At 38.4% G+C, this 14,433-nt stretch carries 16 protein-coding genes; 7 read left to right on the top strand and 9 right to left on the bottom strand.

The genetic code is table 11. From position 1 onward, the window contains the following. Nucleotides 1-113: 113 nt before the first annotated feature. The 4 genes from I6F53_RS09845 to I6F53_RS09830 all read right to left on the bottom strand — a co-directional run bounded on the left by I6F53_RS09845 (nt 114) and on the right by I6F53_RS09830 (nt 3,126). Nucleotides 114-1,262, bottom strand: coding sequence for a hypothetical protein (locus I6F53_RS09845; protein ID WP_197239402.1), 1,149 nt, complete (start codon nt 1,260-1,262; stop codon nt 114-116). Between the two features lie 306 nt (nt 1,263-1,568). Next, on the bottom strand, nt 1,569-1,877 hold the full coding sequence (locus I6F53_RS09840; RefSeq protein ID WP_197118629.1) for a hypothetical protein: 309 nt from the start codon (nt 1,875-1,877) through the stop codon (nt 1,569-1,571). A gap of 390 nt (nt 1,878-2,267) precedes the next feature. Then, nucleotides 2,268-2,513, bottom strand: coding sequence for a DUF4235 domain-containing protein (locus tag I6F53_RS09835; RefSeq protein ID WP_024593336.1), 246 nt, complete (start codon nt 2,511-2,513; stop codon nt 2,268-2,270). A 229-nt stretch (nt 2,514-2,742) separates the two neighbouring features. Then, nucleotides 2,743-3,126, bottom strand: a complete 384-nt coding sequence (locus I6F53_RS09830) for a hypothetical protein (RefSeq protein ID WP_121955128.1) — start codon at nt 3,124-3,126, stop codon at nt 2,743-2,745. A 468-nt stretch (nt 3,127-3,594) separates the two neighbouring features. Between I6F53_RS09830 and I6F53_RS09825 the strand changes: the two genes are divergently transcribed. The 3 genes from I6F53_RS09825 to I6F53_RS09815 all read left to right on the top strand — a co-directional run bounded on the left by I6F53_RS09825 (nt 3,595) and on the right by I6F53_RS09815 (nt 5,879). After that, entirely contained in the window at nt 3,595-4,089 is a 495-nt protein-coding gene (locus I6F53_RS09825; protein ID WP_007378461.1) for a hypothetical protein, read from the top strand. A gap of 154 nt (nt 4,090-4,243) precedes the next feature. Beyond that, a complete protein-coding gene (locus I6F53_RS09820) occupies nt 4,244-4,858 on the top strand; it encodes an acyl carrier protein phosphodiesterase (protein WP_165741776.1) in 615 nt (204 codons plus the stop codon). 85 nt (nt 4,859-4,943) lie between these two features. Next, nucleotides 4,944-5,879, top strand: coding sequence for a hypothetical protein (locus I6F53_RS09815; protein ID WP_197118634.1), 936 nt, complete (start codon nt 4,944-4,946; stop codon nt 5,877-5,879). 95 nt (nt 5,880-5,974) lie between these two features. Here the strand turns inward: I6F53_RS09815 and I6F53_RS09810 are convergent, their stop codons facing one another. After that, a complete protein-coding gene (locus tag I6F53_RS09810; protein WP_007581432.1) occupies nt 5,975-6,451 on the bottom strand; it encodes a YqhA family protein in 477 nt (158 codons plus the stop codon). Between the two features lie 144 nt (nt 6,452-6,595). On the opposite strand from I6F53_RS09810, the gene I6F53_RS09805 reads away from it, so the two are divergent. After that, a complete protein-coding gene (locus I6F53_RS09805; protein ID WP_007581433.1) occupies nt 6,596-6,937 on the top strand; it encodes a YajD family HNH nuclease in 342 nt (113 codons plus the stop codon). A 111-nt stretch (nt 6,938-7,048) separates the two neighbouring features. Here the strand turns inward: I6F53_RS09805 and I6F53_RS09800 are convergent, their stop codons facing one another. Then, the gene (locus I6F53_RS09800; RefSeq protein WP_197118635.1) at nt 7,049-7,519 is read right to left on the bottom strand and encodes a YHS domain-containing (seleno)protein; all 471 of its coding nucleotides are present in this window, start codon (nt 7,517-7,519) and stop codon (nt 7,049-7,051) included. 126 nt (nt 7,520-7,645) lie between these two features. Between I6F53_RS09800 and I6F53_RS09795 the strand changes: the two genes are divergently transcribed. Continuing rightward, nucleotides 7,646-8,467 (top strand): AraC family transcriptional regulator, encoded by an 822-nt coding sequence (locus I6F53_RS09795; protein ID WP_165727649.1) that lies wholly within the window; start codon nt 7,646-7,648, stop codon nt 8,465-8,467. A gap of 164 nt (nt 8,468-8,631) precedes the next feature. Here the strand turns inward: I6F53_RS09795 and I6F53_RS09790 are convergent, their stop codons facing one another. Beyond that, nucleotides 8,632-9,990, bottom strand: a complete 1,359-nt coding sequence (locus tag I6F53_RS09790; RefSeq protein WP_197239401.1) for a serine hydrolase domain-containing protein — start codon at nt 9,988-9,990, stop codon at nt 8,632-8,634. A gap of 184 nt (nt 9,991-10,174) precedes the next feature. Between I6F53_RS09790 and I6F53_RS09785 the strand changes: the two genes are divergently transcribed. Then, nucleotides 10,175-10,828, top strand: coding sequence for a hypothetical protein (locus I6F53_RS09785; protein ID WP_197239400.1), 654 nt, complete (start codon nt 10,175-10,177; stop codon nt 10,826-10,828). Between the two features lie 25 nt (nt 10,829-10,853). Here the strand turns inward: I6F53_RS09785 and I6F53_RS09780 are convergent, their stop codons facing one another. Beyond that, complete coding sequence (locus I6F53_RS09780; RefSeq protein WP_197239399.1) at nt 10,854-11,624, bottom strand: DUF1223 domain-containing protein; 771 nt, start codon at nt 11,622-11,624, stop codon at nt 10,854-10,856. A gap of 177 nt (nt 11,625-11,801) precedes the next feature. Here I6F53_RS09780 and I6F53_RS09775 point away from each other — a divergent pair, with 177 nt between their 5' ends. Next, the gene (locus tag I6F53_RS09775; RefSeq protein ID WP_197118638.1) at nt 11,802-12,479 is read left to right on the top strand and encodes a glutathione S-transferase family protein; all 678 of its coding nucleotides are present in this window, start codon (nt 11,802-11,804) and stop codon (nt 12,477-12,479) included. A 52-nt stretch (nt 12,480-12,531) separates the two neighbouring features. Here the strand turns inward: I6F53_RS09775 and I6F53_RS09770 are convergent, their stop codons facing one another. Continuing rightward, nucleotides 12,532-14,271, bottom strand: a complete 1,740-nt coding sequence (locus tag I6F53_RS09770) for a SulP family inorganic anion transporter (RefSeq protein WP_197239422.1) — start codon at nt 14,269-14,271, stop codon at nt 12,532-12,534. Nucleotides 14,272-14,433 lie beyond the last annotated feature (162 nt).

The following is a 14,433-nucleotide window of genomic DNA, read 5'->3' as shown; positions in this document are numbered from 1 at the left end:
TTCTTTTTGCTTTTTGTGATTAAGAGAAAAGGCAAAACCTTCCCCTAGTAACCTCATTTAATAAAGGGCAATAATATTGCCCTTTATTATGCGCTTAAACTAGTTGTTATAAACTATAGCGCGACTAAGCTTTGCTCTAGCATTGCCTTTATTTGTTTTACTATTTTAGCTTCTATTTCAGGTTCGAATTGTTGTATACGTGGGGTATGAATATGTCCTGTAGGTATACTTGAATTAAGCGCATCGCGCAGGCGAATACTTCGGTACGATATTTCGTTAGACAAGTAACCACCGCCGCCGCCATTTACCGCAATACTATTTTTAAGCTCGCCGTACGAACCTGCTTTATAGGTTTTTTCAAGCGTGGTGACTTCGTGATTGTCGATAACTTTATAAGGGCCTTTGGCTTGTTGCATGTAAGTTACAGGTAAGCTAAATTTTACAAACTCGTTGCCTGGGAGTAGTCGGCCATTGAGTTTTGGTATGACTGGGCTTGTTTGCGTTCCACCATACACAATATTGGCATTATCGGGGGCGGTTACACTGCGGCGTTTACCCGGGAAACGCTCTAAATCAAATTCTGTTCTGCCCATACTTACGGTTACTACCATGTCTACATTATTAAGTGCGTAGTAAGGGGCAAGTAAGGATTCTATTATGCCTTGATCAAAATCTTCATAGCGTACAGGTACCATAACAGTGTTAATTTCTGCGCTCACGCCGTTGTAATTAATAACTTGGCCGTCGAGCAATAACGCCGCAACACCAGAGGGGTTACTTTGGTTTATGTTTCTATCGAGTAAAAATGGGTCAAAGCCTGTAAGTAATATTTTTTTAGTGCTGCCTGATGAAAAAGCAAGGTCGGTACGGCCTCTGCTGCCTTCCTCAAGTATGGTTAGTAAAGTATTTAGTTGAGCCTGCGTAATTGAAAATTTAGGCGATGTTGTGCGTATTACTTTGCTTGAAAGCAGGCGCGCCCAGTAAAGCTCTCGATCGTCGTAGTTATTGGTTTTTACTATGCGTTGTTTTGCGTTTTCCCATAGTTCAAAGCTAAAGCTTTGTACTAATGCTTTTGCACTTTTAAAGTCGTTTAATTCTTTAAATTGTTGCTCAAAACTTGATACTTGTGGGGTAAATGCATTTAAAACATTTGGCATTGCTGATTGTGCTTTGTTGATACGCTGTTCTTCAACAGTTAAAGGATTACTTAAAGCAGCGAATGAAGAGGCAATTAAGCTGGTCGCTAATAATACTTTGATCATAATATTCCTAATATAAGGCTATTGTTTTATATGTAATTTACTATCCTACTATTGCTAACTTAGAGCAACTAATTAACGTTGAATCGACTGATATTTGCTTTTGCAGAGTATTGGTATTGTTTAACAGGCCAATTAGCATTATCGGCTAATAAAAATCCCTGAGTCTAAAGTGATCTTTATGGGTTCTACTTTAAGTTTTAATAAAAAGTAAAAAGCCGTTGCAGCAATGCAACGGCTTTTCATTATGGTTTTATGCGCTTGCGGTGACACGAGCGTAAGCCAAAATATAGTTTTAAACCTTCCTAATTAATCGTCAGGCCCTTTGAGCGTAAATTTTAAATGTTTACGCATATCTTTTAAAATAACGCCTTTTTTGAGCATTGCGCCGCTTAAACGCTTTTGCCACTTTAATAAATCTGGCTCTGCGGCTGCTAAGGCTTGCTCGTTTTCAAACTGAAAGCACAGCAGTAGTGTACTTGGAAATAAGTGATATTGAACATCAAACCAGCATTGCAGCATGCCTGGGAGCTCAGCGCGGCCTTGTTCTTCTAATTTTTCAGCAGTATTGAGTACAAGTGCTTGCTGCTTTATTTGCACTGCAGATAGTTTTTTCATTATTAAAATCCAAGTTAGCGGCTAAAAAATGCAGCCGGAATACGGGCATTATACGCAAGCTTGTAGGCAGGCAACAACTTTGAAAGGGTGTTAATGCTTAATAGAGTGTATCTGCTTAAAATTTAGGAGTGCATGTTGGAAGGCGCCTTTGGCTTTTACAACTTGCGTAGGTCGGATAAGCGGCGCAGCCGTGCCATCCGACATTTCAAATTTCATCGCAGGGCCCCATTTTAGATATTAATACTAACGTGTTTTAACTCTATGATTAAATAACCTTGTTTAAGGTTTTGCCGGGTTGCTTACGACAACTAAGGAGTAGCTGTCGCAAGCCGCCTTTTGAGCCTCACCGTATTACGTTTAATACTTATAAGAGGTATCAATAGGGACTGTTTATTTAGATCGGCGCTTGTCTAGTACATAACGTACGGCCATTCTTGCAGCGCCCGCACCAATGCCCGAAACTACCGCCCATGTAACGGCCTCTTTAAGATCTGTTTCCTCGCTTGGTCTATCTTTTGGGGCTGGTTCGTTGGTAACCTTTTCCCACGATTTTTGTAAAGTTTTCCTTGTTAACATACCTGCTGATGCAGCGGCGAGACCTATACCGATAGTCGTAATTAGTTGTTTATTACTCATAATTGTTCTCCTTTTTATAAATAACGGCAGCGTTATTTATGTATAACTCTTTAAGTAAGAATATTAATAACAGCAATTTACGTACCGATATACGCCTGGGTAATAAGCACAGTTATATAAAAAACTCACTCAAAGTTTTACAAATTTAAGCGTAGAGCTTTGAGTGAGATTACGACAAAAGTAAGAGCGTTTAACTGAAAGGTTATTTTACTCACGCTTAGGAGGTTTATTAAGCTTGTGCTTCAGTTCCTAGTAAGGCACCGATATAGGCGAGTTCTTCGCTAAAAATACCATTCAAAAGAGCGTTTTGCTCAATTATTACAGCGTCATTAGGTTGGGCTTTGTATTCTTGCTGGCATCTTGTGAGTTCGGTGGCCAGCCATTGGCAAACATTAGTAGTTAATTTTATTGCTGTTTTTAAAAATAATGACCATTTTATTTTTTGTAAATTAAAGCGGTAAAGCGCGACAGCAATAACACCATAAGCTTGCTGTTCAGGTGTTGGCATGTTGTTAGTATTTATTGAAGTGCTGTTTAAAAGCTTGGTATTGACCATCGCTTGTTGCAGTGCAGCTTGTTGTGATTGACTTAAAAAGTTGTTTTCGTAATCCATGGGCGGCCTATATCTGCTGATAGCAGGGCAATATAAAAAGGAGATTTAGCACAGTATTTTACGATTCATGCGCACCGAAAAATGAGCAATAGTGATAACAAAATTAGACTGACTCTTTACTGAATTAATAAAACACAATTGTAACTGGGTAGGGGAATTGAAGAGGATAAGCGTCTTTGTTTTAACCTTCAAATCGCATGAAAAATAATGCTCTGTTGGTGTTTTTAGTTTTATTGGTAAGCACTGTAATAACCATAAACAAGAGAGTGATAAAAACCTCTCTTTATTTCGCAAGGAATTTTGTTTATGTAGATAGGAGTTTTTTACAAAATTTAGCAATTTTTACTCTAATAATAAGAGTGTCAGTACAGGGCTTTGTTTTATATTGTTGATTTTAAATGACAATTTACTTGGTTTGAGTTTTGCTTGGTAGTAAGTGTATTTTCTTAAATAAATAAAGGAGTTATTATGAGTACCGTTATTACTGGGTTATTCGAAAGTGCATCACAAGCAACACTCGCAATTTATAGATTAGAAGCTTTAGGTATTAATGAAGCTGATATTAGTATTGTAGCCAACGACTCATACGCAAAGGAAGATTTTGCTGTAGACGAAGGTACTAAAGCTGCCGAGGGCGGCATTATAGGCGCGGCTTCAGGTGGTATTCTTGCTGCAATTATTGGCGGATTTACTGCCGTAGGGACTGTAGCAACAGGTGGTACGGGCTTATTAGTTGCCGGTCCATTAGTCGCTGCATTTGCTGCTGGTGGAGCAGGCGCTGCAGTAGGTGGTACTTTAGGTGCCGCAGTTGGTGCGTTTATCCCAGAGCACGAAATTAAGTACTACGAAGACGCCATTGAAAAAGGCTCTATATTAATTGGTATTAAGTACGATAGTGACAACAAAAACGCTATTGAAGAAATACTTAACAATGCAGGCGCAAGTAACGTTTCTACAGCGTAATGCTAGCTAATTAGTTTCAAAATTAATATGAAAGGTGAAACTTAGTTTCACCTTTTTTATGCTATTTTTTTGATTAGGCATAAAATCTAACTTTAAGTAGCGCTTACAACTAAGTTATTATTTTAACTGTATTAATACTAAGCCCGAGAACACTTTGAATTATTTAGCTCACCTTTATTTAGCACAGCCTACAGCCGATTCTCACTTTGGGAACTTGTTGGGCGACTTTGGTGGTAAAAGGCATGTAGAACACTTACCAAATACGGTTATAAACGGGCTCGATAACCACTATTTAGTCGATAAATTTACCGACTCTCACCCAGTAGTAAAACACGCTAAACAGTACTTTTCACCCGAGCGTAAGCGCTTTGCTGGTGTAGCTATTGATGTGGTGTTTGATCATTTTTTAATTGTGCATTGGCAGCGATTTAGCAAGCAACCTTTAAGTGACTTTAAGTACACCAGCTATCAGCTTTTAAATAATCGCATACCTGTTATGCCAACGCGTATGCAGCATGTTGTAACAAGTATGACTAAAAACGATTGGTTTAAAGAATACGAAACCATGGATGGAATAGGGCTAGCACTTGATAATATTGCCAAGCGTATTCGCTTTACTAACACTTTTGCTGGCGCGGCTGATGACATAGCACGGAATTACGATGAATTAGAAGCCGTTTTTTTAGCGTTCTTCCCGGAGCTAATTAAGCATGTAAGTGAGTTTGATCTTGAAAGCACCTCAAAAAATGGCATAAAGCGCATTATTTAAAGTTTTCATCAATTGTTAACCTTTTGTGATAATTTAAGGTAAAAAAAACGCTACTCTAATACAAATTAATTTTTGAGTGTTTTTAATGAATCGCAATTACTTGGTTATTGTGAGCTTTGCTGTTTTAGCGGCATTTCAATCTGGTGCTGTATTGGCTTTCGACTTTGACTTAAAGTCGGTACGAACCACTATTTCAAACCCAAACACTAGCCACGCGTTAATATATGACGACTTGGCTGGGAGTAATCAAAAAACACTGTTTTCGTTAGAGCCCATAAACAATCAACGTGTGGGTGTGTTTTTTGATATTAACGACATTGAAATTGGTTATTCAGCCGATATTTTTGAAGATGATGTTGAAACAAAAACACAAGATATACTGCTTTCGTATAGAAAATTTAAAAATTCTAAAATCACATTTAACTATCAAACGCTTGAAGGGCTGCAAAGCACGGCTAGCAATTTAAGCGGCAATCAAACGGATCAAATTTTCTCGCAAAATACACGTTCAACCAAGTTTGAGCTATCTGGCCAACACAACTTTTATACCTTTAATAATAAAGAGTCTTTGTTTGAGCATTTTTTTCTTAATAGACCAAAGCTAAGCAGCAAATTTGACTTGTCGTTAAGTGTTGTTGGTGCGTGGTCTTTTAAGCATGTATCCCTTGAGAATAAAGATAATATTGTATTTCAGGCTGATTTTTTAAATTCGTCTGCACCACAGGTCACTAAGTTAATTTCTAATTCGTACGGGGCGAGTATTGGCTCGCTTTTATCATTTTCGTTGCCGCATAATGTTCACGTATTTGCTGAATACAAAGTAGGTAAGGGAAATATTCGAAATACAGACCCTGGGCTGGGGTTAAAAGATTCGGGCGGTGAAAAAGTAGCGGCATACGGCGGTGGTATTTCTTGGACTTCAAGTAACAAAAAACTCATGGTAGTACTACGTGCGTGGGAGCAAACAGGTAGGCATATAGATACTTCTTTTGGTGACTTGTCAGTAATTAAGTTTTTTTAATATTGAGTGCTGGGGCTCTCACTTAAGTTTTTGCAGAATTTTAGGGATAAGTAATTACACCTGCATGTAATTACTTAATAGTAATGAGTGCTTAGTTAGTCTTTCATTGAGCGCCATGCAAATGTAGATGCTGCAATAACGATCGCAATGGCAATACCTAAGTAGAGTGTTTCTATTGTGCCGCCGAACTCAACTGCGTGCTCTAAAAATAGTATTACCAGTACAACCGAAGTTACTTGTACCAGAGTTATTTTTAAATCATGAAAGTCTTTAATATTAAAAGCAGCAAGAAATTTACTTTCCTCAGGCTTAGATGGTGTTATAAATAGTCGGTACAAGCTAATAGCAATAACTTGTAAGGTAATTCCGATTAGTAGCAAATCAAGAATTTTCAGTAGTTCAACTATTAGGGCTTTACCGGCTTTAGCTGAATCAGGCAGGTCAAATAGCGTTGTTATTACTATATTAGCTACAATATTAATGCATGAAACATAAACGAGTAATGATGATATTGCAGCGGTAATAACGGCGATTACGACCAAAAACCGACTTGTTTGGAATATATTTTCCATGTTGCTCAACTTTATAATTAGACCTGACTTATACGAAACGTAGCTTAAGTTAGATCCCTTACGAACTTTTTACTTTTATATTTGCTTTTACATATTGGCTATTTACTTGTTAAGCATAGAAATAACAAATTTAACTGGAATATTATGAGTAAGAATAACGATGTACCTCAGGCTTATGTTAAGCAAGAGGAAGGTTATAGAATAAAAGCCTTAAGATTATATCCTTGGGTATGCGGGCGTTGTGCTCGTGAGTTTGAATACTCTAATTTACGTGAGTTAACGGTGCATCATGTTGATCATAACCACAGTAATAATCCTGAAGACGGAAGTAACTGGGAGTTATTGTGTATTTATTGCCACGACAATGAGCACAATAAATACCACGAGCATATTATGTATGGCGGGTCGACTACAGATCGCAAAGTTGAGGCTGCGACGCATTCTCCATTTGCCGATTTAAAAGCGATGCTTAATAAATCAAAGTAATATTAGTTAAATTAAGAGCTTAAACCTAAAATTTTATTAATTTAAATGGCATTTTGAGGGTGAACGGTTATAAACCGAAGCAACCTCAAAATTAACTTTAAATTGGTTTTATTAAAGCTCTTTTGCTGTTTTGTCTTTTATGTCAAACCAGTTTGAATTGGCTGAAGTAATCAAGCCTGGTACGTCTTTTAGCCATTGTTTTTGAACCGATTTATCAAGATTTAAATAAAGTTTGTTTTCAACAATTTTGAACGCTTCAGGATCTACGTCAAACTTTTTCTCCATTGATACACCAAACGCACAAAAGCCACCAAATTGCGGTGCGTACTTTTCTGGGTTAGCTCTAAATAAATCGCGGTGTTTAGCTGAGCTGAACTTATAAATGGCATTTTTATGCGTTGCGGTATATTCAGAACTGCCTGTTACCGCTTTGTTTTGGGTAAAGTAAGCAACGGTATCGTAGCCACTAATTGCAATGTCGTTAACGTCTGCATTTGCGTCTATGTCTGCTGCAAAGCTTAGTGAACTTGCAAGGACTGATGCTGCAAAAAAAGCTGATTTAGTGAGTGTCGAAAATTTCATGTGTATCTCCAAAGGGTAATTTAATTAGTGTGTTTGTTTAAAACTCAACTGTACTTTATCGTTATTGCTTGGTTAATATGCGTCTATTAGTCTATATTTTCATACCAATAATCCAAAGAGGCGCTTATGGACGTACTTTCGAGTGTACTGAGTCACTTTTCGCTTAATGCCAATGTGTTTTTTAGTGGGAACATGTGCGGTACGAGTGACTTTAGTGACGATCAAGGTGTTGGGCATTTACATTTATTACGTTCTGGTACGTTAAAAGTGCGTAGTAATAGTGGCTTTGAAGTAGTTTTGTCTACGCCTTCGGTTATTTTTTTTCCTCATTCTACAGGGCACTGTTTATTTTCGGATAAGGGTGACGGTGCTGATTTAGTGTGTGCACAAATTAACTATCAAAGCGGCGGGCATAGCCCTTTATTGCAGGCGCTGCCTTTTTGCTTAAATTACGAATTAACGGGTGATGGATTATTAGCGCAGAGCGCTTTTTGGATTTTTGATGAGGCATTTAAAGACGCCAGCGGTAAGCATTTAATTATAGATCGCTTATGCGATGTATTTTTAATTAGTGTTTTGCGCAAGGTATTAGAAGAGGGCACCATTAAAACCGGGATGATGGCAGGGCTTGCCCATCCTCAGTTGGCTAAGGTATTAATAAAAATACACCAAACCCCAGAGCAAAGCTGGTCGCTTAGTGTTATGGCTGAGGCGTGTGGCATGTCGCGCTCTAAATTTGCTGACACGTTTAAGCGAATTATAGAGCAAACACCAGCTGACTATTTGGCTGATTGGCGTTTGTCAGTTGCTAAAAAGCTTATTTTAAAAAATCAAAATATGGATTTAGTGGCTAATCAGGTTGGGTACGAAAATGGCTCTGCACTTGCTCGTGTATTTAGAAAAAAAACAGGGCAAGCGCCAAAGGAGTGGTTATTGAGTCAGCAGTAAATTTTTAGTTTCTTTGAGTAAGCTGCATTTTTGAATCTGGTGAAGGTTTTCGTAATATCAAATTAATAGGGTCTTAATTTACCTCAGAATCACGATAAAACCAGTCATGCCCGAGGTTACGACTTGAGTGAACTTCGGGCATTTTTATTTAGATAATCTTGAAATTAAATTTTAATTGCCTCAGTAGGGATTATTGATAACCCACTAAAGTACTTCATCACTAATTGCCCTTGGCTGTTCTTTTCTATTACTAAGTAATTGTTTGAATTAGGATAGTAAAAGCTATTTTTAGACATCGTAATAAGTTTTGTTTTATCGCCACCAGTGCGCTTTGAATACAAAACGTCATTTTCAAAAATTAGGCTGCGTAAGGTGTTTTTATCAATACGATAATCACCCAATACGGGCGCTAATTGCTGCTCTGTTACCTCTGCTTTTTTAAACTCGGGGAGTGCAATACCTAGTACTCTGGCTGTGAGTTTTTCGTTGATAAAAATAGGGTTTATGTGGTTTGAATTAGCCAGTACTGCAACATATAGCTTTTGTTCTGGAATATAGCGTGCATGCGCTAAAAAACCATTTATTCCGCCAGTGTGTTTAATTACGGTGTATTCATTCAAAGGCTTAATAATTAATCCGTAACCATAGGATGAAAAGCTGCCGTCATTTAGTTTAAAAGGGCTTACCATCTTCTCATAACTTGCTTTACTAATAAGCTTGCCAGACGATAACGCACTAAACCAAATGTTTAAGTCAGTTGGAGTAGATATAAGCGCACCTGCGGCATATGGCCAATCCATATTAATGTAGTTGGTGTTGATAAATCCTTGCTCTGTTTGCTCATACCCAGAGGCGCGATGGGCAACAATTTCTTGCCCTTCATAACTACTCTGGTTCATTTTTAGCTTTTTAAATATGTGTTGTTCAATAAAGTCTTTGTAAGACTGGCCACTTGCTACTTCAATTATTTTACCAAGCAGTGAATAACCGGTATTTGAATAAGCCATGGCTTCGCCGGGTTTAAACACCATTGGGTGTTTGGCAAATCTCGCTAACGCATCGTCAACGCTGGTGGGTACTTGTATTTCTTTATCGAATAAGTCGTCGTCATCTGTGTAGTTGGCGATGCCTGAGGTGTGGGTTAATAAGTTTTCGATTGTGACGAGGTTGCCCTCTGTTGGGAAGTTTGCAACATACTTATGAATATCATCGGTAACCGCTAGCTTACCTTGCTCTTGCAGCATCATAATTGCAGCTGCAGTAAATTGTTTTGAAATAGAACCTAAACGCAAAACGCTTTGCTCATTAAGTGCAATGTTATGTTCAAGGTTGGCAAGCCCGCGCGCTCCTTTAAAAAGTACTTTGTCATTTTTACTTATAATTACCGATACCCCAGGCTCGTTTTCAGCAAGGTTCTCGTTAAGAATTTCCTGATATTGCGAGGCTGTCGGGTTGGCTTTTACAAGGCTGGGTGTTAATAGCGAGAGGGCTAACAAACAGCTAGCGTAAAATGGCTTAATCATATTCATCCTTTTTAGTTTTTATACCAAACCTCTAGATAGGCTTAGCGATCCTTGTGTTTTATAGTGAGTTAATATTGCACAGCTAAAAAGTAAACACAATTATCGGATTTTATAGGGGCTCAGTAATAGGTAGAATCGCTGCGTTTATTGGTTTTTATTATATTTTTACAAGGAAGTTGTTGATATGCCTGATGTAACGGATCTATTTTATATTGCCATAATGGCCTTTTATTTATTGCGCTCAAATGATGGAAGTAAGTTAATTATAACTACGATCGTTTTAGCTGCTATTCCTCTATTTACGAGCGATTATTGGCAGTGGTTACAATTAAGTGGGCTGTTAAGTGTCATTATTTTAATTATAGAAAAAGAGAAAGCAGGGGCTACCGCAGGCGGTGCAATTGCGGTGTTAGTCGCTCTATTTATTGGGGCTTTTATTGTAAGTATAATTATTAATGCTGCATGGACATTTACGAGTAATTTTAAGCTTTCTACTTTTGAAGTTAAAGCTCCCTTAAGTTACGGATGGTCTACTCATATTATTTGGTTGTATTGTCTTACTTTTGTTATACCGCTATTTGCCATTTTACGCGGTATTAAAAAGCCCGTAGCATTCTTTGGCACTAATTTAACCGCACTCGCTTTAGCTGTATTACCACACTATTGCGGCTCATTTATTTATGGGCTTATGCTAAGCGTAGCTATTATTGCTTCTCTTTATTTAGTCGCTTTCGTGTTTAAAACAGATTCTGAACAACGCTTTATGTTTACGTATATGGGTATGAGTGGACTACTAACAAGCTGTATAGTTAAAGGTGTAATGGTGGCCTATTTTTAAACTTCAGCTGTTTATTTTATCCATATTAAAACCAATCTGCTGCAACTTGTAGTGGGGTAGGGTCGCTTTTTTCAGATACCCAAAATACTAAGGCTTGCTTTGTTGGCGATATTTTTTTAGCGCGAGGCAGGTTTAAGTCAGTTAATGATAATTGTTGCTTAGTTTGCATGTCACTTTGCTCGTAGCCAATAACAACAAAGTCGTGTTTTAACTTATGGCCTGCGTTTTCGCCGCTGTGTATTTGTGTTTCTATGTCAAAGCCTAACAGAGCTACATGGGCTATTAAGTTTTGGTTAGTATCATCTTTGGTATTAACAGTATCGTATTCGAGATTAATTTTACTATTGTTTATAGTCGCTTTTAAATTACCTAAATGAGGGGCTTTAGCTACAGGAATAGCTTGCTTATAAAACCAACCTTGCCACCCGCTGCCGTTAACCATAAATCCTGGGGTTGCTACAATCCTACTTTTACCGAGTGCTTTATAAGTACGTTGTCTTTTACTAAAAACAGCAGAGGCAAACGGGTCTTTCCATCCTAAATAATCCCAATAAGTAACATGAAAATTAATAGGGATTAAATCAGTCCATAGCTTTTCATCATCTGTAAACGTTGAAATCCAGCGCTCTGCTGGTGGGCAACTACTGCAACCTTGCGATGTGTAAAGCTCTAAAAAGGTAGTCGGATTAGCTGTACTGGAAATAGTTACTTGCTCAGCAGCTTGGCTTTGAAAGCAAAAAATTATTAACCCAACAAGTGAGATAAAAAATGGACGGGATAGTGCTTTAAAAGGCATGTTACTTCTCGCAAAGGTTGATATTGCATTCAGCCTAAATGATATTTACGAATGAAGTATCACGAAATACTCACAATTAAATCACGTTTTAACTGTATATTTTACTTGGTTAAAACTTAATTTGAACACTCGCTCAAGTTGTGTTTTAATCGTTGCTCAATTATTGAGGAACTTTACATGATTAAATTTTATTTTCACCATACTCCTAACCCAATGAAGGTTGCACTCTTTTTAGAAGAAACAGGCTTACCGTTTGAACTTGTTCCTCTTGATACTTTAAAAGGTGAGCAACATACACCTGAATTTAAAGCAATTAATCCAAATGCTAAAGCGCCAGCAATTGTTGATGGTGAAACTCGTGTGTTCGATTCGAATGCTATTTTAATGTACCTTTCTGAAAAATATGGAAAGCTAGAAGGCAAGGGCGATGACCGTGCTGAAATGCTGTCGTGGTTAATGTTTATTGCATCTGGTTTGGGTCCGTATTCAGGGCAAAGTGTACACTTTAGACACATGGCGCCAGAAGGGCTTGATTATGCGGTTAATCGTTATTTACGTGAAGCGCAGCGCCATTACGAAGTACTTGATACGCATCTTGAGGGCCGCGACTTTATTGTGGGTGATACGTATACCATTGCTGATGTATCTGCATGGGGCTGGATTGATAAAGCACCGGTTGTATTAGGTGAAGAGGGCTTAGCACCGTATCCAAATCTTAAGCGTTGGTTTGAAAGCATTGATAGGCGCCCAGCGGTTGCACGTGCACGCGTAATAGGTACTGATGTAGCATTTAAAAAAGAGTTTGATGAAGACGCTAAAAAAGCATTTTTCCCTTCAAATTACCCTAAAGTATAAAAAGTACTTAATACAATAAGCAGATCAGCTAGCTGATCTGCTGTTTAGTATTTTATGGCTGTGTGAGCGCTTCTTTATTTTCGTCTGACTCAAACAAGCTAACCTCTTGTGTGTGCTGGCTTACGCTATTTCTTTTTAGGGCGATGTATAGGTCTGAGTGAATGTATATACCCTCTGTTCCTGACTTCATTCCTGCAATATCAAACCATGAGAGCAGCTGGCGTTTTCTGCCTGCAAGTTCAAGCCTTATATCGCGCTTTTTAAATATGACGTCGAGATCGGCAAGCATGGCCATTACACTTAAATCTAAGTGAGTAAAGCAGGGCACAGCGTCAATTATTACACATTGTGTGTCGTCTTTTTGTCTTGCGTATTGCTCAAGTAATCTGCGTTTAAAGTAGCTGGCATTAAAGTAAGTTAAAGGTGAATTAAAGCGGTAAATAAACACGCCTTGCACCGCTTTTGCTTTATCTGTGGCGTCTAAACTTCTTACTACACCGTTAACATCTACGCCGAGTATATTGTCGGTTGGGCGCATAACAGTGCGAATAAATTGAAATAACCCCAGTAATACAGCAAGTGTGATCCCTGGTATAACGCCAATAAATAACACCGCAAGTAAGGTGGCTGAGGCAAGATAAAATGCCTGTTTATCTTTTCGTTTTAATTGCCAAACCGCTTTTAAATCGAGTAAATGAACAGAGGCAATAATGAGCACAACACCTAGCGCTGCGCTTGGAATAAATTCAAGTGGGGCTGTTAAAAATACGGCTATGAGCGCAATAATGGCCGCTGCTATTATTGATACTAACTGCGTTTTACCACCTGTTGCATCGTTAACAGCGGTGCGTGAGTCGGCGCCACTGACTGCAAAACCTTGCGAAAGAGCTGACGCTATATTGGCAATACCTAACGCTCTAAATTCTTTATCGGCGTCTATGTCGTAGCCATTTTTAGCAGCAAAGCTGCGGGCAGTTAGCATCATACTAACAAAGCTCACGATGGCTAAGTTAAGTGCGGGGACCACTAACTCACGAATAATCCCTAAATCAAAAACAGGGGTGTTAAAAACGGGAAGTCCGCCAGTTACGGTGCCAATGGTTTTTATATCAAGCTGTTTTAAATCAAAAATCCACACCAAAAGCGCACCAAAAGCTATGGCGAACATAGATGCAGGCCACGTGGGTTTTACGCGTTTCATCACAAAATAAACCGCCAGTGTAAACAAAGCCATTAATAAGGTGGGGACATGTGTTTGCGCTAGGTATGTGGGCACACCACCTAAGCGTTCAAGTAGGTAGCGTTCGTCAAAGGTAAAGCCAAATACTTTGGAAAATTGACCAACAATAATAGTAATGGCTACGCCATTTAATAAGCCCATTAAAATAGGTTTAGATAAAAAGTCGGCTAATACACCTAGCTTAAATTTACTGGCTATAAAGCACCAAAAGCCGGTCATAGCGGTCATGGTGACAACAAGTTGCCAATGTTTAAAACTGTCACCTGCAGCAAGAGGTGTTACTACTGCTGCAATAACGGCGCAGGTAGCAGCATCAGGGCCTACTATTAACTGTTTTGAAGTGCCAAAAAGTGCATATAACATCATTGGCAATATGCAAGAATATAACCCTACGGCAGCATTAACACCGGTTAGCTGTGCGTAAGCAATGGCAACAGGTAAAGCTACGGCAGCTACCGATAGCGCTGCTCTTACATCATCAGCAAACCATTGTCGCTCATAGTGCAGCAATGTATCTAAACCCGGCATAAAATTATATAAACGCGACAGCACTTCAACTTTTCCTGTTAATAGTAATAACGCTTTGATAGTAAATTTAATATTCAAATAAGTATAGCTAGAGGAGAGTATTTTTACGTAATACCTACTGTATTGAATTAGTTATTTACTATAGCGATGGAGGGTTATTTAACTCGGTAGAATAATCATGTTTTT

Source organism: Pseudoalteromonas sp. SWN29, assembly GCF_015864465.1.
In the GTDB taxonomy this organism is placed as follows: Bacteria; Pseudomonadota; Gammaproteobacteria; order Enterobacterales; family Alteromonadaceae; genus Pseudoalteromonas.
The sequence above is the reverse complement of the archived record's forward strand: the minus strand, read 5'-3'. Positions and strand labels throughout refer to the sequence as shown.